The sequence below is a fragment of the Pantoea sp. GABEPS69 genome (genome assembly GCF_045780835.1).
Lineage (GTDB): Bacteria > Pseudomonadota > Gammaproteobacteria > Enterobacterales > Enterobacteriaceae > Pantoea > Pantoea septica.
Genome location: NZ_CP118618.1, coordinates 3499156 through 3523227, shown reverse-complemented (window position 1 = coordinate 3523227; position 24072 = coordinate 3499156). Strand labels below are relative to the sequence as shown.

Here is a 24072-nt window from a genome sequence, read left to right as displayed (position 1 = left end):
GAGTAAAAAGGGCCATAAAACGTGAAAACAGGTAGGACATAGCGGTGGGATACAGAGAGATTTACGCGCGCTATCGTCAGCAGATTCAGGCGGGCGTGCTGAAGCCGGGCGACCGCGTGCCGGCGATCCGCGTGCTGGCCAGCGAGCTGCGCGTGGCGCGCAAAACGGTAGAGGCCGCTTACGAGATCCTGATTGGCGAAGGCTACTTCGTCAGCCAGGGCGCGAAGGGCACGCGCGTCAATCCGGCGCTTACGGTTGTCACCAAAGAGGAGCCAGCGTGGCAGCCAGAGGAGAGCGACCTGCCGCTGCGTATTGAGCAGCGGGAGAGCAAGGGCGAGATGCGGCTCGGCATTCCGTCGCTGGACGCCTTTCCGCTGAAGAAGTGGCTGCTGATTTCCGGCAAAGCGGCGCGCAGCCTGCGGCCGGATGAGATGCTGATCCCGCCGGTGATGGGCTATACGCCGCTGCGCGAGGCGATCGCCAGCTACCTCAACATCTCGCGCGGGCTCGACTGCCAGCCGGAGCAGATCTTTATCACCAGCGGCTATCGCGCCAACCTGCGGCTGATTCTGGCGGTGCTGGCGCAGGCGGGCGACAAGGTGCTGTTTGAAGATCCCGGCTACTTCTTCGGGCAGAAGCTGCTGAAGCGGATCGCGCCTAACCTGCACTATGTGCCGGTCGATCGCGACGGGATCGACGTCGATCATCTGTTGCGCTATCACGCCGACGCGCGCTTTGCGGTGGTGACGCCGACCCATCAGAGCCCGCTGGCGGTAACGCTGTCGCTGCCGCGCAAGCATCAGCTGCTGGCGTGGGCACAGGAGAACGAGAGCTGGATTATCGAGGATGACTATGACGGGGAGTTTCACTACACGCGCAAGGTGATCCCGGCGCTAAAAAGCCTCGATACGCATGACCGGGTGATCTACACCGGCACTTTCAGTAAAACCATCATGCCCGCGATGCGCATCGGCTATCTGGTGATGCCCAAAGCGACTCTGGCGCGCTTTCGCGAGCTGGGCGAGATTCTGGAGAACGGCCTGCCGCTGCTGCCGCAGAAAATCCTCGCGCAGTTCCTCAGCGAAGGGCACTTCTATCGGCATATTAAAAAGATGCGCATTCTCTACCAGCAGCGCCGCCGCATGATGCTCGACGCGTTGCAGGCCTGCTTCCCGGATCTGTTTGAGTATCAGCTTACCGACGGCGGCATGCATATCGTCGCCTTTCTGCGGCGCGGCATTCAGGATGTGGCGCTGGCGGAGGTGTGGCAGCGCTATCAGCTGCGCGTGCTGCCGCTCTCCGGCTGGTATATGCAGACGCAGAAGCGCTACGGGCTGGTGATTGGCTATACCAATATTCGGTCGTATGAGCAGGCGCTGGCGCTGTTAGAGGGCGTGAAAGAGGAGACAAGAAGGGCGATGGCGCGTTAGGGCCGTAAAGCAATAAAGAGAGGCGCGAGGGACAGCTCGCGCCGGTACAGCGGCGGATTACATGCCGATGTATTTTTTGCCCTGCTTCAGCACTACGTCGCAGGCTTTGGTTTTCAGCTTCTCGCCCATCGGCGAGTTGCTCAGGCTCTGCAGATTCAGCTGCTGGCCGTTGCCGGTGTTAAGCAGGCCGGCGATGCCCTGCTGGTAGTCGGTGCTCTGCGTCTGCGCTGTCTGCGTGCTCAGGCCGAGCTTGTCCAGCACCTGCTCTTTCACCGACTTCACGTTGTTATCCACGACGTTGTGCTGCACGCAGTACTGCATCACGCCTGCGGCGTTGGTCATACTGTTGGCGCTGACCGCCTTGTCGCCGCCGTTCAGCAGGCCCGTCAGCGAGCCGAGCGATAGCCCGCCGTTCTGCGCGGTGCTGTTAGTGGCGCTGGTGTTGCTGTTGTTCTGCTGGCTAAGCTGCGACGCTGCACTGCTCAGCTGATCCTGCCAGCTTGCCGCCGATGCACCGCCTGCCATCAGCAGCGCGCTGAACCCCATCCCCAAAATTGTTCGTTGTGTGGCTTTATTCATCTCAACCTCATTTTCTGTGTATCCCGCGCGCGATGCGTTGCTGCGCCAGTTTTGCTAAGAGGAACATGGGGTGAGAAAGTTCCGAGTGCGGGAGGTGAGAAGGGTGGAATCGGAGGATTCTGTAGGGGAAGGGTTGGGCGTGCTGGTGCGGGAAGGCGATCGAGGAGCTATGGCGCTTTTTTGGACGTTTAGCGCCCAGGTAAGGTGATTCCGGTTGCGCGGCTGGTGGGTAACGGTATAATCCTCAACGTTTTCCGCATCCCTTCCGTGCCGGAGTGGCGAAATCGGTAGACGCAGTTGATTCAAAATCAACCGTAGAAATACGTGCCGGTTCGAGTCCGGCCTTCGGCACCAGTATTCTGGCCATCCTCGTCCGAGGAAGTCCAAAAATATCTTAAAATCAATAGAAAGACTTTTCTATCGTCCCTGAACTTCCGAGGTCATCCATTGATATCTGACAAGTCTGGGTATCAGAATGGGAGCACTTCGCTTTGATAAACTTTTGACCCCCAAAAATATGCCTTTAACTGACATCGCGGCCCGTACCGCAAAGCCTCGTGAGAAATAGTATAAACTCACTAACGGCCACGGATTGTATCTTCTCGTTAAACCAACCGGTTCTAAGCGCCGGTATCTCAAGTACCGTTTTGAAGGTAAAGAGCAGAAAGGCGTTGGGTGCTTATCCTTTTCTTTCCTTGCAAAAGCGCGTGAGAAACGTGATGAGATACGCGGCTGATTGTGGAAGAAGTTAGCCCAATGCTAGCAAAGGAGAAGTAAGGCAACAGGAAGAAGCAATATTCAACACTTTTGAAAAAGTGGATTATGATTGGCATACGAATAATAAATGCTGGTCTGTAGGCTATCCTGAGCGAGTTTAGCGTAACCTTGAACGTAATATCTTCCCAGCTATTGAAAAGCGAAATATTGCTGATTTAGTAACCCGAGTCCTGCTGTTGCCTCTAAAAGAGGTGGAGCATAACGGCCGCCTGGATGTGGCTTCCCGCTTGCAACAAAGGATCACGGGTATTATGCATTATGCGGTTTAGATTGGCATTACTGACCGTAATCCCGCTTAAGATCTTGCCGGGGCAATCATAATGAGAAAAGCTACTCACAGACCAGCTCTGCCTTTAGAACGCTTATCTGATTTTCTTCAGCGTATCGAAATACATAAAGGCCGCCTTCTTACCCGTTAAGCTCTTAGGCTCAGCCTGTTCATCTTTATTCGTTTCAGTGAATTAAGGTTTGCAAAATGGAGCAAAATTGGCCTTGAAAAAAGCTATAGACTATCTCTGTCGAGCACGAAGCGATTGAAGGAGTCAAACACTCCCCGTGGTTCGAAAATGCGAGCCGTCCATCTGGTGCCGCTATCAAGACAGGCTTTAATCATTTTCGGAGAAATCTAGGAACTGAGCGGAAACATCATCATTCATCCTCTTTGCAGGATGGGATACAGCACGAAAACAGAAGTGTGCGGTCATGGATTTAGGGCAATGGCGAGTAATGCATTAGTTGAATGTGGCCTGTGGTCGCGTGATGCTGTTGAAAGACAGATGAATCATCAGGAACGTAATGGGGTTCGTGCTGCCTACCTTCATAAGGCAGAGTACCTTGAAGAGCGGCGGCTCATGGTGCAGTGGTGGGCTGATTATTTGGTCAGCAATAACGAATGTCACCTGACTCCATATGAGTTCAGCAGGCGCTAAGCCAAAAAAAAGATTTTACGGGAAAAGTGTGTTCACCCTATTCATCTTTGCTTTTTATATTTTAAAATCAACCATATAATTGGTGGTGACTAGATTTAATATTCTTCATTACTCTTCACCTTGGGTGCACAGTGCTCACCTTTGGGTTTAAAAAATGATTAGAGAAGGTTTGACTCCTTGATGGTTTATACCCAGTGTGTCCTTAGCGCGTAGTAGCCTTAGAGGCCCATTAATGGGTAGTGCGCTGTGCCTGTATAAAGCTGTTCGTTAACCGTAGATCTATCTGGTTAGTGATTGTAGAAGCGGATTTATTGCTTGTTAAACCTTATACACTCGAGTGGTTATGTAGGCATAAAGTTAATCTCTTGCCCCTTATGTGTACCTTCAAGGGCGCATGCTAGAAAATTAGTCTAATGGCTAAAAATTATCTATCATTTAATAATGGGCATAGTAAATATCAAAGCCTCTCATAATTTATAGTATCTAGGTTAATATGACCAACAGCTTTCAGATTTAGCAAAGATATCATCATCACGACAGGCTGTCTTAATAGCATTTATTATATTGCCATCACCAATAGGTGTCCAATAATTATCAACAACAAAATATCTTTTACGTTGACTTAAATCTATCAAATGCAAATCCTTTAAAGTGGATTCCACTTTCTCCAAGTAGACATTCTTTGATGTTGTTTCATATTCAACATATACTATGACATATTCAGGTACCATATAATCTCTTGCTACAAGAGGAGGGATGCGAAAGTTAATATCGGATTTGGCGTTTAGCACATAGCCATTCATCTCCTTATATTCATACGCTGGGACGTAGGAAGTATTACCGCCAGGTAATGAAACTCCGCTTTTGTTAACTTCCGCATAAATATCCTTATTGATCTTAAAAATAACCTCCTGTTCTAGATCAGGGGATACTCTGAATTTTTTTATAATCTGATCAGTTGAGCTATTATTTATGGGTTTGAATTCATACCCTCTTCCAGAAGGTTTAATGAATTTAACCTGCACGTCACCTGTTAGGAAATCGTAGGTAAACCCACCTATAAAGGCAAGGATTCCTGTTGCCGCTAACCATAAAACAAGGCTATTGATTTTATTTAATAATGGTTTTCGTGCATTATTCTTTACCTTTTTTTTTGTTTTGAAATCGTGCGGGGTTCTTTTCTTATTCGTTTTTTTTCTTGCCATCTATTTACGCATGTCCTTTTCATCTGTGGTTGTGACCAGACTCCTGAATATCTTATTATTATTTAATTTAAGGGGTAAATCAATTTTATCATTCACTTTCTATAAATTTTCTGTTGCTACAGGAGTTGCGATAAAAGTTATCTAAAATGAATTTTTAATGCGTGGCGGGTTCTGGTCATAGGTAATAGTTATAACTTATAAGATTTTAAGGGTGAATCAGCTCTTATAGGAGAAGGGTTGATCACATAATGGAAAAGAAAAATATCCAAATAATATATATTAGGAATGTTCTGGTTTATCAAACCTCTCATATAAAAGGCGAAAAACCGGCTGGGCCGGTTTGTTTTTAATCGTGCAGCACATGCATCGCAGCGCGGCAGCCATTCAGCCTCGCAGTCCTTTCGCAGCTTCACACTGGCCTGGATACCATTCTTTGTCTTGCGCTTCAGCAACTTTATCTCATACTCCTTCAGCGTCTGCGGCAACGTCAGGCCGAACGCGCTCAGGCTCATGGGATCCTGAAGGCTCTGGCCTCTATAAAAAAATAGGCGTGATAGAGATAGCGGCACGGGTTCAGCGGGCAAATCTTCACGTTGCCGATAAATAAACAGTCCGGTCGGCGCACTCAGCGGCGTCAGGTAGTCACAAAAATCGACCTGTGGGTCGGCGCTGCGCTTGATTTCTAGCGCCTCCTCTGACGACTGCTGCGCCTGTAGCAGCTTGGGCGTCGTCCGGGCATGTGAAGCGCTGTATCCAGTAGCGCACAATAACTGCCAGCTCACCGGCAATCTTCTCTAACAGTTAAGGGGCGCGCTCGTTCCCTAGTGTCACATCCAGGAACGGCAGAATTACCCGGCGACAGGACAAGCCACCGCTTACGGGCTAAATTTTCCCTTGGTGTTTGTTTTGACTTTTACTTAACAAATGCCAGTATTCACGTTGCTTGTTCAAGTATTAAATATGCATGCGTTGACTTTTTCGTCTTTGAAAGACACTGTCAGATATTTAGTTTTGGAGCAAAACCTGAATTTCATTTTCAGTGAATAAACCTCCTGAATATACATGTCAATGCTCTATCCGAATTGACCATCATCAATCAATGGCGATTAAATGTAAAGTGGGGAAAGGGCAGGAAGAAAATGGCATCTTGTTGATATATTTTGAAAGCAGACTGAATAATTTGATGAGATCCGCTTAGTGAGTCTTCAGCAACAGTTAAGGCTATTTATTTGATATGAGATTTTTAATTCAGATAGCATGATATAAAAAGCATGGTTTTTTGAGCGCAATTTTTATGCAATTTTTATTCTTTATGTCAAAAAAAACAGTTTGGCTATATATTAAAATAGTTTGAGAAGTAGCATATATTAACCTGCTTGTAACTGGACTTATTTCCCTTTTTCTGATGATATATACAGGTATTTAGCGCGGCACGGATGTGCTGCAACACCTCCGCGCCGCTAATCACAATCACTATTTATAGGGAATAGTAATCATGACTGACACGCATTCTATTGTACAACCGTCTGAACCAGAAGTCTTCGCGGCAAATAATCGCCAAATAACCGTTGGCTATGCGAGTCGCTATCCGGATTACCGTCGAACGCCCGCCATCACCATGAAAGGGCAATGGCTGGAGGCCGCTGGTTTTACCACTGGCACGACGGTTGAGATGAAGGTAATGAAAGGCTGCATTGTGCTCACAACCCAACAGCAAGAGAACGAGCTAATGCAGTCGCTGCGTCAGGCGTGCAAGCTGTCGGCGCGGAAACAAAAGCAGGTGCTGGAATTTATTAAAGTGATTGCCGGTAAACAGAAAGCCGCATAAATGGAAAACCGCTCCTGACACAGCATCGGGGGCGGTTAAATATCGGAAACTCGTGACTCTGTTTTCCCAACCAACACATTTACCCACCGATCGCTTCTTTCCCGCCGCCGATCCTCACTCATCCACTCCTGTATCACCCTAAGCTCATCAACCTCAATCCCCTTCAACACCTCCGCAATCTTTCCCTCACGCATATCCGTAAACGCCCGACCATTATCTTCCCGCTCGCCCTGACCATACTTAAAAGACGCATACAGCACGCCGCCAGCTTTCAACGCCTGCGCCAGCCGCCTGAACACTTCCGGTAGCTCCGCCAGTGGCACATGCAGCAGCGAGGCGCAGCACCAGATCCCGTCATAGCGCGCAACCGCATCCAGCTCTTGAAACCGCATCACCTTAACCGGTAAGCCACTATGCTGACTCGCCAGCGCAGCCAGTTCCGGCGAGGCATCAAACGCCTCAACCTGAAATCCCTGTTCAGCAAAGGCTTTGGCGTCGCGTCCTGAACCACAACCGGCATCCAGAACAGCGCCGTGCGCAGGGAGCAGGGCAGTGAAGCGATCGCGGATCTCTGCCATATCAACCGCGACCGTGCTCTCGAAGAACTGCTGCGCATTGCGCTGATAGTAGCGTTGCGTACTCAAAATAAGGCGTCTCCACAAGCCTGAGGCTGCCAGATATGGAACAACACGCTGCGCGCCGCCTGCCAGCCTGATGCCAGAAAGCTGCGCCGCACCGCTTCACTGTTGCCGGTCTGCTGAATCAGCGTCTCGCGTAGCGGCAGATGGCTGTTAATAAAATACTCGTTGCGCTTATGCAACCGTTCCAGCAGCGGCTGAGACGGGATATGGGCGAGCTTGCCTTCCTTGCCGCGATTACAGCTCTGACACGCCAGCACCAGATTCCAGACGCCGTTGAGGTTCGGCACCCGGTCACGCGCCGCCCACGGAATAAAGTGATCGACATCGGTGAGATCCGCATGTCCGCGCTCAAGGCTGACCGGCCGATAGCAGTAGAAGCAGCGGCTTTTCTGGTAGCCGTTCAGGCTGTTGCGACAGCTGGTGATATCGACGCGTCGCTCGCGCTGGCGCGTAAACAGAACCTGCTGCTCACTGTCATACTCCACTGCCACCAGATTACGTGACACGCCCATCGACCAGGCCTGTTCGACCAGCCGCCAGCGCGCATCGGTCTCATGGATGAGGTTCTGAAACTGCTGGGTCTCGGTCAGCTTAAAGAACGCCTCGGTAAGCCGGATACCTTTTTGCGTTTTACGTTCATCAAGAAAAAAGCGCACGTCAATCTCTGCGCGGTTCACGTTGTGAAAGGCATCAATCACGTTAGCGAAGCCGCGCTTAACGGTAACCGCTAGCAGCGCCTCTTCGCTGATTTCGCCATGATTGAACTGCGTACAGGCGTCAAGAAACTGGCTGCTTTTGGTTGTGATCTGCTTTGGCGCCTGCTCAAGATGGCGGCACAGATGCTGGCTGAACGGGCGTGCCAGCGCTTCCAGAGAGATAAGATCGTTGCCCTGCGTATGCAGATCGTAAAGCGCATGCGCCAGCGCGAATTTGTAGGATGCGACGTTGTTGCCGAACAGAATGACGCCGCGCCAGTAGTTCTCCAGCGTGGGATCGGCCTGATAAAAAAGCATGTTGCCTTGTCCTGAACGAAGCCAATTTGCGAGCTGGCTTCCAGATTAACGAAACAAGTAACAGCTTTGCATAACAGGGGGAGAAATGCATCCCGGCCCCGATCCCTAATCTCTTTCCCGCATACCCTTTCCCCAACTTCTTCTAAAAACCCCTTGCGATAACATATAGCGCTTCACTATTTCCCGATGCGTTTTATTAGTGCGAGGGTAAATCCGGGCATCCTCTCTGGAAAACGCACAATGACCTGGACAAGCTTACCGGTGCTGGATCTGGCGCAACTCGCCGGCAGCGAAATCGAACAAAACGAGTTTTTAACCCGCCTGCGCGAAAGCGCGCGCGACGTGGGCTTTTTCTACCTCATCAACCACGGCATCAACCCGCAGCTGCAGCAGAACGTGCAGAGCATTACGCGCGCCTTTTTCGATCTGCCGCAGGAAGAGAAGCTGCGCGTCTCGATGATCCACTCGCCACACTTCCGCGGCTACAACCTGGCGGGCGTAGAGTACACCCGCGAGCAGCGAGACCAGCGCGAGCAGTTCGATATCGGCGCGGATCGCGAGCCGCTGCTGCTGCAGCCGGACGATGCGGCGTGGAAGCGTCTGCAGGGACCCAACCTCTGGCCGGAGGCGCTGCCGCAGCTGCGTCCGGTGATCAACGCATGGCAGCAGGAGATGACCGCTGTAGCGCTACGCCTGCTGCGCGCTTTCGCCCGTTCGCTGTCGCTGCCGGAAGACGCCTTCGACGCGCTCTACGGCCGCTATCCCAACGAGCATGTCAAGCTGATCCGCTATCCCGGACAGAGCGCCGAGGAAAGCCAGCAGGGCGTCGGCGCGCATAAAGACTCCGGCTTTCTCACCTTCCTGCTGCAGGACGAGCAGCGCGGGCTGCAGGTTGAGGTGACGCCAGGCTACTGGGTCGATGCCGCGCCGAAGCCGGGTGCGTTCGTGGTGAATATCGGCGAGCTGCTGGAACTGGCGACCAACGGCTATCTGCGCGCCACCGTGCACCGCGTGCTCTCGCCGCCAGAAGGGCAGGAGCGCATCTCCATCGCCTTTTTCCTCGGCGCGCAGCTCGACACTCAGGTGCCAATCTATCAGCTGCCCGACGCGCTGGCGGCGGAAGCGCTGGGGCCGACCAGCGATCCCACTAATCCGCTGATCCGCGACGTGGGCTGGAATTACCTCAAAGGACGTTTACGCTCGCACCGCGATGTGGCGCAGCGCTATTACGGCGATTATCTCAAGACACTTTCATAAGGACATTGCATGAAAAAGAAGATGGTAGCGACTCTGGCGCTGGCGGCGCTCTTCTCGGGCGCCAGTTCAGCGGCGGTGCTGCGCGTGGCGGCGGATCCGGTCCCGCACAGCGAGATCCTCAACTACGTGAAGAAGATCGATCCTGACCTCGATCTGCAGGTCATCGAACTCAACGGCAACCTCAACGCCAACGAGCTGCTGGCGCGCGGCGACGTCGACGCCAACTACTTCCAGCATGTGCCTTATCTGCGCGATCAGGAGAAGGCGCTGGGCGAGACGTTCGACGTGGCGGCGACGGTGCATATCGAGCCGCTGGGGCTCTACTCGCGCAAGGTGAAATCCCTCAAGGCTGTCCCGGACGGCGCGCAGGTGGCGGTGCCGAACAACGTCACCAACCTGAGCCGCGCGCTCTATCTGCTGCAGGCCAACGGACTGATTACCCTGAAGGCGGGCAAGAACGACGCCATCAACAACCTGGCGACGCCGGCGGATATCGACAGCAACCCGCATCACCTGAAGATCGTCGAGATCGAGTCGCCGCAGCTGCCGCGCGCGCTGGATGACGTGCAGTTCGCGGTAATCAACGGCAACTACGCGCTACAGGCGGGCCTGACGCCGTCGAAGGACGCGCTGGCGCTGGAGAAAGCGCAGGGCAACCCTTACGCCAACGTGCTGGTGACCACGCCGAAGCTGGCGAACGATCCGCGCATCAAAGAACTGGCGAAAGATCTCGCCTCGCCGCAGGTGGCGAAGTTTATCGAGCAGCAGTACCACGGCTCGGTGATCCCGGTGAATCCATAATCCTGAAGCGATAAAGCGGGATGGGGCCGCGCGCCGCATCCCGCTGTGCCGTTCGCCATGATTTACCGTCGTCTTTTAATGACGTGGGATCCTGACCGGCGGCGTCTCTGTCCAGTCTGGCCGCTCGCCAGACATCACCGCCCGCTGCTGAGAGGGCGTCATCGGCTGGAAAATATCCGGCATCGCGCGCCGAGTGTTATCCGGCGCTCTACTCGCCGAACCGTTATCGTAACTACAGGCGGATAAGCCACAGGCAACCAGCGTCGACACAAGAAGCTTTTTCATAAATCCTTTTCCCCGAATGAAAATCAGGAAGCCGCCGGAGAGCGAAAGGGCAGTCGCCGCTCCGATCGGCGCTTCGTTTTACATCATTTCTCGCTAATATTATCAGGAAGCGCAACGTCAAACGTGGCGCCACCCACAACTACGGCTGACTCTATGCGATTAAGGTTTTTTCGAGGATGGATGCTCGCTGCCCTGGCGCTTTTGCTGGGCGGATGCGCGCGCTCCGACGCGCTATGGATGGTGACGCAGGATCTCTGCATGACCAACTACCACTACCGGCGCGACCCGGCGCCCTGCCAGCAGATCTATCAGCCGCAGAGCAAAGAGCAGGGCTTCAGCATCCTGCAGAATCCGCGCTATCCCTACCATTTTATCCTGGTGCCGAACCTGGCGATGTCCGGCATCGAGAGCATCGCGCTGACGCGTGAGGGCCGCACCGACTACTTCGGCTATGCCTGGCTGATGCGCTACCGCCTGATGGCGGCGTATGGCGCCGACGTCCCTGACGACAAACTGGGCATGGCGATTAACTCCGCCTGGGGACGCAGCCAGAACCAGCTGCATATTCATCTCACCTGTCTGCGCGAGGACGTGCGCCGCCAGCTGCAGGCGGAGCGACCTTACATTAGTGAGCAGTGGCGGCCGTTGCCCGACCGCCTGCTGAACCATACTTACTATGCCCGCCGCGTGATGCAGCCAGCGGCGATGGGCATCTATCCCATTGCTTCGGTGGCGCGCCATTTTCAGCTGTCGCCGCCGCAGCTGGCGGAGTATGGCGTGGCGTTGATACCTACGACCTTCTCGGGAGAAAAGGGATTTATCCTGCTGACCACGCGGCGCGGCTGGGACAAAGGCAACCGCGCCTCGGTGGAGTCTTTGATGGATAAACGCTGCGAGATACTTACGGCTCTTAAGCCTGGCCGTTAAGCCAGAAGGTAAAGATTGGGCGCAGTTTCTCTGTTCAGTCGCGCCAGCAGAAACCTGCTTTGGTGTGAGGGTTTATCCCGACAGAGAACTGTAATTAGAACCTTTCCTGCTCTGCTACGGAACTGACAGGCTGTACAGATTGTCTTTATCCTGATCTACTCTTAACAAAATTAATCAACGTGGAAAACATTATGCGCAGGACTCAAAACGCACTCTTTTTAGCGGGATTACTGTTTGGCTCCCTGAGCCTTGTTCCCGCCGCACAGGCTGAAGGCGAGGCCGCCGATACCGTTCCGCCGCCGCCGCAGGTTCAGCAGCAGGCGCCAGCCGATGCGCAGCCGCAGCAGGGCGACGCCACCGACAGCAGCGGTCAGCCGCCGCTGGGACCAAACGCCGAAGAGCCGGAAGCGGGCAGCACCCCGTCCCCCGCGCCGGATGCGAACGCCGGCACTCCGCAGGCGCAGTCGAAATACGATCTCAACCGCATCATCATCGACTATAAAGAGTTCAAAATCGGCGACAACGTGCCGCAGCAGTATCTCGACAAATCCTACAACATCGTCGAGTGGCAGAAGCGTAACCTGCCCGCGCCGGAAACCGGCAGCCACTGGACCTATATCGGCGGCAACTATCTGTTGATCACCAACGACGTCGGCAAAATCCTGAAAGCGGAGTCTGGCGATATCTACTATCGCGGCTAAGCGCGCAATGCAAGCTTATGCAGGTGAGAAGGCTCGATCGCAAAGACGCAAAAACGGCATCCCTGCCAGCTCGACCCGCGCGATTACGCCCCTCATCCCTGAGGGGCCCCCGTAAACGGGCCAACGCGCTGCGTTGTTCAAAAACGCTCCCGGCGTTTTTGTCCTTGTCGCGGGACGCTTTGCTCTTCGAGCCATCTCACCTGCTTGTGGATATTGTCAGTTGGATAAAGCCGGTCACGCGACCGGCTTTTTTTATGCGAACCGTTCCGGCCGGAAGCTCGCCAGCATCGGCTGCTTCTCGCCGGTCACGATCTCTTCCGCCAGCAGCTCACCCGCAATCAGCGCCAGGGTGGCGCCGGAGTGGGTAAAGGCGACAAAGCAGCCGGGCACGCTCTCCAGCTCGCCAAACACCGGCTCGCCGTCGCCGGGGATCGGTTTTAACCCCAGCTTCCAGCTGGCGGCGCGCAGCGGCTCGCCTTTCACTAACTGGCTCGCTTCGGCGGCGAGCTGCGCTACCACGCTCTCATCAATGGCGTAGCTGCCGTCCGCCTGTTGCTGAATATCCTCTTCATACCAGTCGTGATCCAGCGCAAATGTGTTGCCCGGATTGGGACGCACCGCCGCGCGCGGCGTGTTCAGCACCGTCTTCAGCCCGTGCGCGCCCGGCTCGGTGATCACCAGCATCGACACGGGCGAGCCGTTGGGAATGGTGACGCCGAGCGGCGCGACCACGTCGGGCGTTGCCGGGCCGCAGGCGACCAGCACCGCGTCGGCGCGCAGCTGATCCCCGCTCGCCAGCCTGACGCCGCTGGCGCGCGAGCCGTCGCGCAGCACCTCGCATTTTCCGGCGTGCTCGACGATCTCGCCGCCCAGCGCGCGCAGCTGCTGCGCCAGATACGCTACCAGGTGCGGCAAACTGACCCAGCCTTCGCCAGGATTAAAGATCGCCTCCTGCGCCAGCGCCGCGCCCTCGACCTGCGCGTCGGCCTGCGCCAGGCTGCTGCGCGTCACCAGATGCGAGTCGTAGCCGTGCGCCTTCTCATACGCATGCCGCGCACGCGTGCCGCTCTGGTCGTCCGCCGCCCAGAACAGGCCGCCGTCGAAGCGCAGCCAGTCGCGCGTCGGATCGGCGGCGAACAGCGTGCGGTAGCGGTCGATGCCCGCCATGCGCAGCGCGTGATAGGGCAGAGAGCGCTCGCCCGCCGAGTTAAGCCAGGAGAGCGAACGGCCGGAGGCGCCGGAGCAGAGCGCCGCCTCGGTCACCAGCGTGACCGCCGCGCCGCGTTTCGCCAGATGCAGCGCGCTGGAGACGCCCAGCGCGCCGCCGCCCAGTACCACTACGCGACGCAGATCTTCTAATGCCATGATTCAGTTCCTTGTTCAGTTCGAATAGGGGAAGGGCCTACAGCACTTCCGACAGAAAACGTTGCAGGCGCGGCGACTGCGGCGCATCGAACAGCGCGGCGGGCGGGCCCGCCTCGACAATCTCGCCTTCGTCCATAAACACCACCTGATCGGCGACCTTGCGCGCGAAGCCCATCTCATGGGTCACCACCACCATGGTCATGCCGCGCCGACAGAGATCGGCCATCAGCGTCAGCACCCCTTTCACCAGCTCGGGATCGAGCGCCGACGTCGCCTCGTCAAACAGCATCACCTCAGGATCCATCGCCAGCGCGCGGGCGATCGCCACGCGCTGCTGCTGGCCGCCGGAGAGATCGCGCGGGCGGTGATCGGCGCGCTGGCCTAAGCCCACCTCCTCAAGCCGCTGGCGCGCAATCGCCATCGCCTGCGCCTTCGGCAGGCCTTTTACTTTCCAGGGCGCCAGCGCCACGTTCTCCAGCGCGCTGTGGTCGGGAAAGAGGTTGAAGTGCTGAAACACCATGCCGATGCGCAGCCGCAGGGCATCGGGCTTGTCCTGCAGCACCGAGCGTCCCGCCAGCAGCACGTCGCCCGATTTGGGTTCATGCAGGCGGTTGATGCCGCGCAGCAGCGTCGATTTGCCGGAGCCGGACGGCCCGATAATGCAGGTGGTGCTGCCGGGCGCGATACGCAGCGATACGCCGCGCAGCACGTCGATCGGTCCATAGGAGAGCGACAGATCGCGCAGCTCCAGGCTCGACCCTTTCCAGCTCGCCGCAGCGGGCGGCTCGCTCAGTTTCATTGCAACGCTCATGATTGCCCCCGATTGCCGGTTAAGGGTTGTGCGGTCAGCGCGCCCTCGGGGCGCTTTTGCACTTCTTCGACCTCTTTCAGGCCGCTCTGCGGCGCGGTAAGACGCCGACGGCCGGTGCGATAGCGCACGTCGATCACGTTTACCGCGTGGGTCAGCGGCACGGTGATGATCAGATAGAACAGCCCGGCCAGCATCAGCGGCGACAGGTTGCCGCTGAGCACCGCCGCGTCCTGACCGACGCGGAACAGCTCGCGCTGGCCGGTCATCAGGCCGAGCAGATAGACCAGCGATGAGTCTTTGATAATGGCGATAAACTGGTTAACGATGGCAGGCAGCACGCGGCGGATGCCCTGCGGGATCACCACCTGGCGCATGGCGCGGCCGTAGCTCATGCCGAGCGCGCGGCACGCCTCCATCTGTCCGCGCTCGACGCTCTGAATGCCGGCGCGAAAAATCTCGCCCATATAGGCGCTGGCGATCAGGCTGAGGGCGAAGATGCCGAGCGGATAGGGCGTCGGGCCGAACAGTTGATAGCTGAAGCGCGCCAGACCCTGGCCAATCAGCAGAATGGTCAGAATCGACGGCAGGCCGCGAAACAGATCGGTGTAGATACGCGCCGGCAACCGCAGCCAGCGCGACGGCGAAATGCCCATCAGCGCCAGCAGCAGGCCGAACAGAGTGCCGAGCAGCGTAGAGGCGATCGAGATGATCAGGGTGTTGACCAGCCCGGTCGCCAGCAGCTGCGGCAGTACTTCCTTCATTGAGGCGAAGTCAAAGAAGGTGCGGGAAAGCATTGTCAGAAGATCCATCGCCGTACTCCACGGGTACGCGTGACGGGCGCGCCGTCACCGGTAAAAAGCTGAACGCTTAGCGCTCACGCACTACTGTCCGCCAGGCAGATACTGCTCTGGCATCGGCGAGCCGGGAAACCACTTCTGATAGAGCTGTTTCCAGGTGCCGTCCTGCATGGCGGCCTTGATGGCGCTGTCGAGCGCGGCCTTGAATGCCGGTTTGTTTTTGGCGATGGCGACGCCCGCCGGGGCATCGAACGACGGAATATCGGCGGCGGAGATCAGCTTGAAGCGCGCGGCGTAGCTTTTGGCGGCTTCGTAGTCGAGGAAGACCGCGTCCAGCGTGCCGTTGTTGAGCGCCGAGACGGCGGCGTTATTGTCGGGAAAGCGCACCAGGTCGGTCTGGGTGAAGTGCTGCACCGCGTAGCTCTCCTGCAGCGTGCCCTGAATCACCCCAAGGCGGCGCTTCGCCAGCGTCTCGACGTTCTTCACGCCGCTGTCGCTGCGCGTCAGCACCGTCAGGTAGCCCGCCAGATAGCCGGTAGAAAAGTCCACGGTCTTTTCGCGCGCCGGGGTGATGCCGATGGCGGCGACGGCGGCATCGAACTGACCGTTGGCGACGGCGGGCAGGATGGCGGAGAAATCCTGCCCGACGAAATCGACCTGATCGATGCCCATGCGGTGCGCCACGTTTTTAAAGAACTCCACGTCGAAGCCGGTGAACTGGCCGCTGGCGTCGGTGAAGGTATAGGGTTTGGAATCGCCCACGCTGGCGATGCGCAGGTGGCCCGGTTCCAGCAGGCCGTAGGGGTTATCGCTGCTGGCCGCCAGCGTACTAAAGGAGAACGAACAGAGTGCGATTGCGGCGCCGCACAGGGCGCTCAGGTGAATTGGCGATTTCATAGCTCATCCGTTTTTGCAGGTTAAACATCAGAGACGGTTGAGCCGGTAATAATAGTGTTATGAGACCGGTCTCAACGCAGGTAACGACAAGAGAACAGTTGTTGTGAGACCGGTCTCAAGGCGATACAATGAGTTTAAGCACAGCCTTTTTTCGACGTCAATCTCTCTGTCATCAACCTGTGATTCGAATTAATTATGACCAACCAGAAAGCACGCATTAAAGCGCCCACCGTCGCCGACGTCGCCCGGGCGGCCAGCGTATCGAAAGCGCAGGCGGCCAGGGCGCTCGGCGGTTACGGCGCCGTCAGCGAAGAGGTCCAGACGCGAGTCAACCAGGCGGCGGCGGCGCTGGGCTACCGGCCCAACGAGGTGGCGCGCACCATGAACACCGGACGCTCCAACACTATCGGGGTGATCGTCGGCGATATTGAGAACCCGCACTTCGGGCTGGCGCTGCGCGGCATGGCCGACGTGGCGCGCCAGGCGGGCTTTCATCTGCTGCTGGGCAACAGCGACGAGAAACTGCAGGCCGAACAGGATGCGGTGCGCGTGATGCTGGAAAAACGGGTCGACGGCATCATCGTCGCGCCCAGCCACTCGGCGCGCGAAAAAAATGGTCATCTGCTGCAGGTGCTGGAAGAGGGACGCGCGCTCCGGCTGTTCGATCGCGCGGTCATTGGCCTCGATGTCGAAGCGATCTGCTGCGATTTCACCGCCGTGGCGCGCGAGGCGACGCAGCGGCTGCTGGCGGCCGGGCACGAGCGCATCGCCTACATCACCAGCATGGAGCTGGAGGGCGCATATCGCGACGCAGCGGACTTTGGTCTGACGCCGGTGGCGCAGCGCGTCAGCGGCATCATGGACGCTTTTGCGGCGGCCGGTCGGGACTACGATACGTCGCTGATCCAGGCGAACGCCGGCGACGACGCGCAGATTGCGCGCATCGTCGAGGCGCTGTGGCAGCGCGCCGCGCCGCCGACCGCGATTATCGCCTCGGACAGCCTGGTTGCCATGTCGCTGCTGCGCGCCGTGGCGCAGCGCGGACTGCGCATTCCGCAGGATCTCTCCTTTATCATGTACGACAACTTTCCCTGGAGCGAAATCGTCGCGCCGCCGCTGACGGTGGTGGCGCAGCCGGTCTATGAGATGGGCCGTGAAGCGGCGCGCCGCCTGATCGCCGATATTCGCGGCGAGCGCGTCGGACCGCTGCCCGCTTTCGGTGCCGAGCTTATCTTGCGGCACTCCATCGCCGCGCCCGCTCAGTAGCTGCTGCGCGGCGCGCCTGAGGCCTGCTGGCGGAACTGCGCCAGCCGGCGATCCAGCGCATCGGTGTAGAGCATGGTATCAACGCCGATGGCGACAAAGTTCGCGCCCCAGCTAATCGCTCGCTGCGCCATTGCGCTATCAACCGCCAGGAAGCCGGCGGCTTTGCCCGCCTTGCGGATGCGGCGGATGCTTTGCTCGATAACCTGCTGCACTTCCGGATGCGAGGCGTTATCGGGATAGCCCAGCGAGGCGGAGAGGTCGGCCGGGCCGATAAAGATGCCGTCTACCCCCTCGACTTCCAGCAGCGCATCGAGGTTATCAATCGCCGTTTTGCTCTCCGCCTGGATCAGCAGGCAGAGCTCCTCATTCGCGCGCGCCATATAGTTTTCTATCCGTCCCCAGCGCGCCGCCCGCGCCACGCCCGCGCCGACGCCGCGCGTGCCGGCTGGCGGATAGCGCGTCGCCGCGACCAGCGCGCGCGCCTGTTCGGCCGTATCGATCATTGGCACCAGCAGCGTACGCGCGCCGATATCCAGCACCTGTTTAATCAACGCCTGCTGAAACTCCACCGGCCGGATCACCGGCTGGCTGCGGTAGGGCGCGATCGCCTGTAACTGATGGTAAAGATCCTGCACCGTATTCGGCGCATGCTCGCCGTCGATCAGCAGCCAGTCATAGCCGCTGGTGGCGGCGATCTCCGCCAGATAGGAAGAGGTGCTGCTCAGCCAGAGTCCGAGCTGGGTTTCGCCGCGTGCCAGACCAGCTTTAAACGGGTTATGTAAGGGATCCTGCATGGTGCCTCCAGAATTAATGTTTAGCCTGCGATGCCAGCGCAACGCGAGAGTCGGGGTTCAGGCCGAAAATCATCAGCGCGCCTGCGGCGGCGATAGCGGCGAGCACCAGCAGCCCGGAGCTGCCGTTGTTGAACAGCGATTCGGCATTGACGCGGATCAGCGGCGCGAGAAAGCCGCCTGCCGCGCCAAACAGATTGACGAAACCGATGCCCGCCGCCAGCGCGCTGCCGGAAAGCAGCTGCGTCGGCATGGTCCAGAACACCGGCTGTACGGCAATAAAACCAACAGCAGCCACGCTCAGCGCTACGATAGCCAGCACCGGCGAAACCAGCCCGGAAACGCCGATACCTGTGGCGGCGGCCAACAGCGTCACCGCCGCGATACGGCGGCGTTCGCCGCTGCGATCGGCGTAGCGCGGGATCAGCCAGGTGCCGAACAGCGCCGCGACCCACGGAATAGCGGCCACCACGGAGGCGATAAAGCCCACTTTGGTGCCCAGCAGCGCAGCGACCTGCGAGGGTAAAAAGAAAATCAGGCCATAGACCGCAATTTGAATGGTCATGTAGATCAGCGCCAGATGCCAGACGCGTCCCTGACGCAGGGCGTCGCGCAGCCGCGCAGTGGGCTTTTGCCGCTCCTCGCTCTCCAGCTGCTGTTGAAGCGCCGTTTTCTCTTCAGGGCTCAGGAAACGGGCCTGTGCCGGGCTGTTGTCGAGCCAGGCGAAGGTAAACACCCCGGCGGCGACCGCCATCAGCCCCTCGATCATAAACATCCAGAACCAGCCCGGATGGCCGAGAAAGCCGTGCATCTCTAGCAGCGCGCCGGAAAGCGGCGAGCCGAAGGTCAGCGCCAGCGGCGCGCCCATATAAAACAGGCCCATTACGCTGGCGCGCTGCTGCTGCGGAAACCACTGCGAGGTGAGATAGATCATGCCGGGGAAAAAGCCCGCTTCGGCCGCGCCAAGCAGGGTACGCACCAGCAGGAATTTAGCTTCGCTGTCGGCAAACGCCATCGCCGCGGAGAGCACGCCCCAGAGCAGCGTAGTGCCGCCAATCCAGCTGCGCGCGCCGAAGCGGCGCATCAACAGATTGGCGGGCACGCCGAACAGCGCATAGACCACAAAGAAGATGCCCGCGCCCAGCGCATAAGCCTCGTTGCTCAGTCCCGTATCGAGCTGGTACGCCTCTTTGGCGAAGCCGATATTGGCGCGGTCGAGAAACGCCAGCACGTAAAGCATCAGCATAAAAGGAATTAACCGGGCGCGGTTTTTCCGCACCGCCTGTTGCACAAGGCTGTTCATCATCGCGATCCTCGTAGCAGGGTCAGGCGTCAGGCTGCCGCGCAGCCTGCGCACTTAGTGGGTATAGGGACGTTTCAGGCCGTCGCGGTTGAGCTCGACGCCGAAGCCGGGCTTGTCGAGCGCCGACTTGTGCAGCCGGCCGTGCGTCGGTACCGGCTCATTGATGAGCAGCGGATCGAACTGCGGGCGCAGCGTGCTGCAGTCCGGGCTGGTCATCAGAAACTCGCTGAACGGGCTGTTGGTAAAGGTGATCACCGCGTGATGCGAATAGACCGACGAGCCGTGCGGCACTACCAGCTGGCCGCGCGATTTCGCCAGCGCCGCCACTTCCACCAGCGTGGTGAGTCCGCCGCACCAGCCGACGTCCGGCTGCAGGATGTCGATGCCGGTGTCGGCCAGGGTGCGGAACGAGCTCAGCGTACCGTGATGCTCACCGCTGGTGATCAGCATGCCTGGCGGCGCCTGGCGTTTCAGCTGCGCATAGCCTTCATACTGCTGCGGCGGCAAACACTCCTCCAGCCACTTAAGGTTGTAGGGCGCGCAGGCGTGCGCCAGTTTGGTCGCGAAGTTAACATCCTGGCTCATCCAGCAGTCGAGCATTAACCAGAAGTCGGGGCCGCAGGCTTCGCGATAGTGGACGATACGCGCCGCCTCTTTGCGAATGCCTTCGTCGCCGTCGTGCGGCCCCCACTGCACCGCCATCTTGCCGCCGATAAAGCCCATCTCCTGCGCCAGATCGGGACGCGCGCCTGTCGCATAAAACTGCAGCTCATCACGTACTGCGCCGCCCAGCAGCTGATAGACCGGAAGCTGTGTCACCTTGCCGAAGAGATCCCACAGCGCCAGATCGACGCAGGAAAGGGTGTTCATCACTACGCCGCCGGAGCCGGAATAGAACATCGTCGCGTTCATCATCTGGTCATGAATCAGTTTGATATCGCTGACGCAGCGCCCCTCGATAAAGCGGTTCAGATGTTTTTCCACGATAAAACAGCCCATCTCGCCGCCGGTAGAGATAGCGAAGCCGGTCTGGCCATTGTCAGCCTCGACTTCTACCACCAGCGTGCCGAGCACGTTGATGCCGAACGACTGGCGCGACTGCTCATAGGCTTTGTATTTGCTCATTGGCGTAGCGATATGATCGTCGATCCAGTGGCCGCCAGCCTGGTCGTGATAGTCGGCGCCCGCAGCCGCTTTCTCTGCGGTGGCGCCACCGGTAAACCAGGCGCGGACGGTTTTGATTTTTGGCAAGGTCATAGCATTCTCCAGATTAAGAAGCGAAAGATTCCGCCGGGCTGCGCCAGCCCAGGGCGTAAGAGATATCGCGTGCGCAGGCCAGCGCCCGGCCTGCGAGATAGTCGCGGTTGTCGTCGTCGATCTGCAGCCGCGTGCCGACCAGCGAGATCGCGGCGACTAACTGGCGGCGGGCATCGAAAATCGGCGCCGCGACGCAGCGCACGTCGGGATAATCTTCCCCGTTATCGAAGCTCCAGCCCTGACGCCGGATATGCGCCAGCTCGGCGAGCAACCCTTCTGCGCTACGAATCGAGGTCGGCGTGACGGCGACAAAGCGCAGCTGGCTAATGATGTGCGCCTGCTCTTCGGCGGGCTGCCAGGCGAGCAAACATTTACCGATACCGGAGCGGTGCAGCGACAGGCTTTTGCCCTCATGGGAGCGTACGCTGATAGTGGCGGGGGACTCGAGCTTCAGGATGTAGCAGGCGTGTCCGCCGTCGATGATGCCGAGATGACAGAGCAGATTGCTCTCCTGCATCAGCCGCGTCAGGCGCGGACGCGCGATTTCGCGGATATCCATCTTCTCCAGCGCATGCCCGGCAAACTCCACCAGCCGTGTCCACAGGCGGTAGTGATCGTTGCGATCGACGGTGATCAGGCGCTGCTTCTTCAGCTCGGCCAGCAGCAGATAGGCGCTGCTCTTTGGCAGATTCAGACCGTCGATAATCTCGGCCGCGCTGCACGGGCCGTGCTGGGCGATAAAGTTCAGGATGGCAATGCCGCGCGTCAGTGCGGGTACAGGTGTTATTTCCAGCATGCTGGACTCCAGTCTGATTATCTGGAGGCAGTGTTGGTAAATCAGCGATCGGGAAACGTGAGCAGCTTCAAAGAAGCCTGGTCAGGACAGGGTGGTTGCGCGCGCGACGCGCAGAGTGTGAGATGCGCCGCGCTGGCAGTACAGCGGGCTGGACTTAACGCGACGCCCGCGCCAGCAGCCGACCAATCTGCCGCACGCCCGCCTTAAGCTGCGCGCCGCTGGTGTTGCCGTAGCCCAGCACCAGCCCGCGCAGCGGCGTCTCCTCCGCGCAGTAGCTGGAGAGCGCGGCGGGCGCGTAGCCCGCCTGCCACAGCTGCGCCGCCAGCGCGACGTCGTCGATCTCGTCCGCCAGCCGCAGCACCAGATGCATGCCGCACTCGCCGCCCAGCAGCGGAACCTGCTCGCCCAGCGTCTCCTGCAGCGCCTGCCGCAGCGTCTGCTGCCGCTGCCGGTAAAGCCGACGCATCTTGCTGAGATGCCGCGTGAAGTCGCCGCTGGCGATAAAGGCGGCCAGCGCCTGCTGCTCAAGGCGATTGCCGCCGCGCAGCAGCTCGTGCAGCGCCGGGCGCAGCGGCGTCGCCAGCGTGGCGGGCAGCACCATAAAGCCTAGCCGCAGCGCCGGAAACAGCGTCTTGCTGAACGATCCGATATAGATAACCGGCGCGCCGGGCGTCATGCCCTGCATCGCGCCGATCGGCTCGCCGATGTAGCGAAAATCGCCGTCGTAGTCATCCTCGATAATCCACGCCTGATGCGCCTGCGCCTGGGCGAGCAGCGCCAGCCTGCGCGCCGCGCTCATTACCGCGCCGGTCGGGTACTGGTGGGTCGGCGAGCAGAAGATCAGGCGCGGCGGGGCGCTCTGCCACAGCCGCTCATCGGGCGCTAATCCCTGTTCGTCCACCGCCACCGCCTGCACGCGCAGGTTGCCTGCCAGCATGGCGGCTTTCGCGCCGCGATAGCCGGGATCTTCTACCCAGCCGGTATCGCCAGGGTTGCTGAGCAGGGTGACGCAGAGCGACAGCGCCTGCTGCGCGCCCTCGGTAATCACGATCTGCTGCGGCTGGCAGCGCACGCCGCGCGTCAGGCTGAGATGCTGCGCCAGCGCCGCGCGCAGCGCTATCTCGCCCAGCGGATCGCCATAGCCCAGCAGCCGCTGCGGCGTGTCGTTCAGCACGCGGTTAAGGGCGCGTCGCCACGCGGCGAAGGGAAAGTGCGTCAGCGCGGGCACCCCGGCGCGCAGCGGCATCTCTTCGCTGCTGTAGCGATGGCCGGAGCGCAGCATCGCCACGCGCTCGGCCACCGGCGCCTGGCTGCCGACGTCATCGGCGGCCTGTGCGGGCAGCGCAATCGGGCTGACGCGGCTGCCCTGGCGATCGCTAATCAGGTAGCCTTCCGCCTGCAGCTGCGTCCAGGCGTTAATCACCGTATTGCGCGACACCTGGAGATCCTGCGCCAGCTGGCGCGTCGCGGGCAGGCGCGTGCCCGCCGGAAGCTGGCCCGCGAGAATCGCGCGCTTTACGCGCTGGCAGAGCTGCTGCTGCAGGGTTTCGCCGCCGCGCAGAGCGAGCGGGGCGGAGAGCAACTGGACGGGCGAGGTCGAACGGACGTCGGGCATGCGTGGATCCATCATTCTTTTAGGCCGTGGAGCTTTTTAGCCTACCAGAAAAGCGGCACGCTCAGGTGACCACAACAAGGAGATGCTATGTCGCACACCACCAATGAATATGGCCAGCCGGTCGGCCAGCCGTTAACGGACTGGCAGCCGCGTCCGCTGCCGCAGCGCGAAACGCTGGAGGGCCGCTACTGTCGTCTTGAGCCGTTAAGCGTGGCGCAGCACGGCGACGCGCTGCGCCACGCTTATGCGCTGGCGCCGGATGGCCGCGACTGGACCTATCTGTTCGCCGGTCCCTTTGCCAACGAGGCGGAATGGCTCAGCTATGCGCAGCAGATGGAAAGCAGCTGCGATCCGCTGCACTTCGCGGTGATCGATCTTGAGAGCAGGCGCGCCGTAGGCACGCTGGCGCTGATGCGCATCGCGCCCGAGCATGGCGTTATCGAAGTCGGGCACGTCGCCTTTTCGCCGCTGCTGAAGCGCACGCGCCAGGCGACCGAAGCGCACTTTCTGCTGATGCGCTACGCCTTCGAACAGCTCGGCTACCGCCGTTACGAGTGGAAGTGCGACAGCCTGAACGCGCCTTCGCGCCGCGCCGCCGCCCGACTCGGTTTTCAGTATGAAGGGGAGTTCCGTCAGGCGATCGTCTATCGCGGCCGCACGCGCGATACCCACTGGTTCTCGATCATCGACAGCGAATGGCCGCAGGTGAAGCAGGGCTTCACGCGCTGGCTGGCGGCGGATAACTTCGGGGCCGACGGACAGCAGCGCGAAACGCTGGAAGCGCTGCGCCAGCGCCCCTGA

The 24072-nt window shown here is 58.8% G+C and carries 22 protein-coding genes, 1 tRNA gene and 2 pseudogenes; 10 read left to right on the top strand and 15 right to left on the bottom strand.

Annotation, left to right across the window (positions count from 1 at the left end):
- The first annotated feature begins 44 nt into the window (after window positions 1-44).
- The gene (locus tag PVE98_RS17190) at window positions 45-1430 is read left to right on the top strand and encodes a PLP-dependent aminotransferase family protein (RefSeq protein WP_187143617.1); all 1386 of its coding nucleotides are present in this window, start codon (window positions 45-47) and stop codon (window positions 1428-1430) included.
- A gap of 57 nt (window positions 1431-1487) precedes the next feature.
- Here PVE98_RS17190 and PVE98_RS17185 read toward each other — a convergent pair whose 3' ends face one another.
- Window positions 1488-2009, bottom strand: coding sequence for a DUF2501 domain-containing protein (locus PVE98_RS17185; protein ID WP_096072516.1), 522 nt, complete (start codon window positions 2007-2009; stop codon window positions 1488-1490).
- A gap of 269 nt (window positions 2010-2278) precedes the next feature.
- Between PVE98_RS17185 and PVE98_RS17180 the strand changes: the two genes are divergently transcribed.
- Both PVE98_RS17180 and PVE98_RS17175 read left to right on the top strand, forming a co-directional pair.
- Window positions 2279-2363, top strand: a tRNA-Leu gene (locus tag PVE98_RS17180).
- Between the two features lie 163 nt (window positions 2364-2526).
- Window positions 2527-3715, top strand: a pseudogene (locus tag PVE98_RS17175) (tyrosine-type recombinase/integrase).
- A 488-nt stretch (window positions 3716-4203) separates the two neighbouring features.
- Here PVE98_RS17175 and PVE98_RS17170 read toward each other — a convergent pair.
- Window positions 4204-4920, bottom strand: a complete 717-nt coding sequence (locus tag PVE98_RS17170; protein ID WP_407568525.1) for a hypothetical protein — start codon at window positions 4918-4920, stop codon at window positions 4204-4206.
- Between the two features lie 362 nt (window positions 4921-5282).
- Window positions 5283-5796: pseudogene (locus tag PVE98_RS17165) on the bottom strand (primase-like DNA-binding domain-containing protein); the annotation flags it as partial.
- 619 nt (window positions 5797-6415) lie between these two features.
- On the opposite strand from PVE98_RS17165, the gene symE reads away from it, so the two are divergent.
- Window positions 6416-6748, top strand: a complete 333-nt coding sequence (gene symE / locus PVE98_RS17160) for an endoribonuclease SymE (RefSeq protein ID WP_096072519.1) — start codon at window positions 6416-6418, stop codon at window positions 6746-6748.
- A gap of 35 nt (window positions 6749-6783) precedes the next feature.
- Here symE and PVE98_RS17155 read toward each other — a convergent pair whose 3' ends face one another.
- Both PVE98_RS17155 and PVE98_RS17150 read right to left on the bottom strand, forming a co-directional pair.
- Window positions 6784-7392: a bifunctional 2-polyprenyl-6-hydroxyphenol methylase/3-demethylubiquinol 3-O-methyltransferase UbiG gene (locus PVE98_RS17155; protein WP_227741467.1), complete on the bottom strand. Its 609-nt coding sequence runs from the start codon at window positions 7390-7392 to the stop codon at window positions 6784-6786.
- Window positions 7389-8402, bottom strand: coding sequence for an HNH endonuclease (locus tag PVE98_RS17150; protein WP_333620636.1), 1014 nt, complete (start codon window positions 8400-8402; stop codon window positions 7389-7391). The genes PVE98_RS17155 and PVE98_RS17150 overlap by 4 nt, the downstream gene beginning before the upstream one ends.
- Before the next feature lie 240 nt (window positions 8403-8642).
- Between PVE98_RS17150 and PVE98_RS17145 the strand changes: the two genes are divergently transcribed.
- Together PVE98_RS17145 and PVE98_RS17140 are read left to right on the top strand one after the other, a co-directional pair.
- A complete protein-coding gene (locus PVE98_RS17145) occupies window positions 8643-9659 on the top strand; it encodes an isopenicillin N synthase family oxygenase (RefSeq protein WP_096072520.1) in 1017 nt (338 codons plus the stop codon).
- A 9-nt stretch (window positions 9660-9668) separates the two neighbouring features.
- The gene (locus PVE98_RS17140) at window positions 9669-10460 is read left to right on the top strand and encodes a MetQ/NlpA family ABC transporter substrate-binding protein (protein ID WP_096072521.1); all 792 of its coding nucleotides are present in this window, start codon (window positions 9669-9671) and stop codon (window positions 10458-10460) included.
- Between the two features lie 75 nt (window positions 10461-10535).
- Here PVE98_RS17140 and PVE98_RS17135 read toward each other — a convergent pair whose 3' ends face one another.
- Window positions 10536-10745, bottom strand: a complete 210-nt coding sequence (locus tag PVE98_RS17135) for a hypothetical protein (RefSeq protein ID WP_127908365.1) — start codon at window positions 10743-10745, stop codon at window positions 10536-10538.
- A 180-nt stretch (window positions 10746-10925) separates the two neighbouring features.
- Between PVE98_RS17135 and PVE98_RS17130 the strand changes: the two genes are divergently transcribed.
- Both PVE98_RS17130 and PVE98_RS17125 read left to right on the top strand, forming a co-directional pair.
- Window positions 10926-11672 carry a CDP-diacylglycerol diphosphatase gene (locus tag PVE98_RS17130; protein WP_369826141.1) on the top strand — a complete coding sequence of 249 codons (747 nt, stop codon included), beginning with the start codon at window positions 10926-10928 and terminating at the stop codon, window positions 11670-11672.
- A gap of 191 nt (window positions 11673-11863) precedes the next feature.
- Complete coding sequence (locus PVE98_RS17125) at window positions 11864-12373, top strand: RcnB family protein (protein WP_033749368.1); 510 nt, start codon at window positions 11864-11866, stop codon at window positions 12371-12373.
- A gap of 252 nt (window positions 12374-12625) precedes the next feature.
- Here PVE98_RS17125 and PVE98_RS17120 read toward each other — a convergent pair whose 3' ends face one another.
- The 4 genes from PVE98_RS17120 to PVE98_RS17105 form a co-directional block, all read right to left on the bottom strand.
- Complete coding sequence (locus tag PVE98_RS17120; RefSeq protein WP_096072524.1) at window positions 12626-13738, bottom strand: FAD-binding oxidoreductase; 1113 nt, start codon at window positions 13736-13738, stop codon at window positions 12626-12628.
- Between the two features lie 37 nt (window positions 13739-13775).
- The gene (locus PVE98_RS17115) at window positions 13776-14537 is read right to left on the bottom strand and encodes an amino acid ABC transporter ATP-binding protein (protein WP_033749370.1); all 762 of its coding nucleotides are present in this window, start codon (window positions 14535-14537) and stop codon (window positions 13776-13778) included.
- Between the two features lie 8 nt (window positions 14538-14545).
- Window positions 14546-15358, bottom strand: coding sequence for an amino acid ABC transporter permease (locus tag PVE98_RS17110; protein WP_096072525.1), 813 nt, complete (start codon window positions 15356-15358; stop codon window positions 14546-14548).
- A 72-nt stretch (window positions 15359-15430) separates the two neighbouring features.
- Window positions 15431-16243, bottom strand: coding sequence for an ABC transporter substrate-binding protein (locus PVE98_RS17105; protein ID WP_033749372.1), 813 nt, complete (start codon window positions 16241-16243; stop codon window positions 15431-15433).
- A 195-nt stretch (window positions 16244-16438) separates the two neighbouring features.
- On the opposite strand from PVE98_RS17105, the gene PVE98_RS17100 reads away from it, so the two are divergent.
- Window positions 16439-17509 carry a LacI family DNA-binding transcriptional regulator gene (locus PVE98_RS17100; RefSeq protein WP_096072526.1) on the top strand — a complete coding sequence of 357 codons (1071 nt, stop codon included), beginning with the start codon at window positions 16439-16441 and terminating at the stop codon, window positions 17507-17509.
- On the opposite strand, the gene yfaU is transcribed toward PVE98_RS17100, so the two are convergent.
- The 5 genes from yfaU to PVE98_RS17075 all read right to left on the bottom strand — a co-directional run bounded on the left by yfaU (window position 17503) and on the right by PVE98_RS17075 (window position 23271).
- On the bottom strand, window positions 17503-18303 hold the full coding sequence (yfaU, locus tag PVE98_RS17095; RefSeq protein ID WP_096072527.1) for a 2-keto-3-deoxy-L-rhamnonate aldolase: 801 nt from the start codon (window positions 18301-18303) through the stop codon (window positions 17503-17505). The genes PVE98_RS17100 and yfaU overlap by 7 nt on opposite strands.
- Window positions 18304-18316: 13 nt before the next feature.
- Window positions 18317-19606, bottom strand: a complete 1290-nt coding sequence (locus PVE98_RS17090; protein ID WP_096072528.1) for an MFS transporter — start codon at window positions 19604-19606, stop codon at window positions 18317-18319.
- A gap of 51 nt (window positions 19607-19657) precedes the next feature.
- Complete coding sequence (rhmD, locus tag PVE98_RS17085; protein WP_407568524.1) at window positions 19658-20860, bottom strand: L-rhamnonate dehydratase; 1203 nt, start codon at window positions 20858-20860, stop codon at window positions 19658-19660.
- A 13-nt stretch (window positions 20861-20873) separates the two neighbouring features.
- Window positions 20874-21656, bottom strand: a complete 783-nt coding sequence (locus PVE98_RS17080; protein WP_096072530.1) for an IclR family transcriptional regulator — start codon at window positions 21654-21656, stop codon at window positions 20874-20876.
- Between the two features lie 154 nt (window positions 21657-21810).
- A complete protein-coding gene (locus PVE98_RS17075; protein ID WP_096072531.1) occupies window positions 21811-23271 on the bottom strand; it encodes a PLP-dependent aminotransferase family protein in 1461 nt (486 codons plus the stop codon).
- Window positions 23272-23358: 87 nt separating this feature from the next.
- Between PVE98_RS17075 and PVE98_RS17070 the strand changes: the two genes are divergently transcribed.
- Complete coding sequence (locus tag PVE98_RS17070; protein WP_096072532.1) at window positions 23359-24072, top strand: GNAT family N-acetyltransferase; 714 nt, start codon at window positions 23359-23361, stop codon at window positions 24070-24072.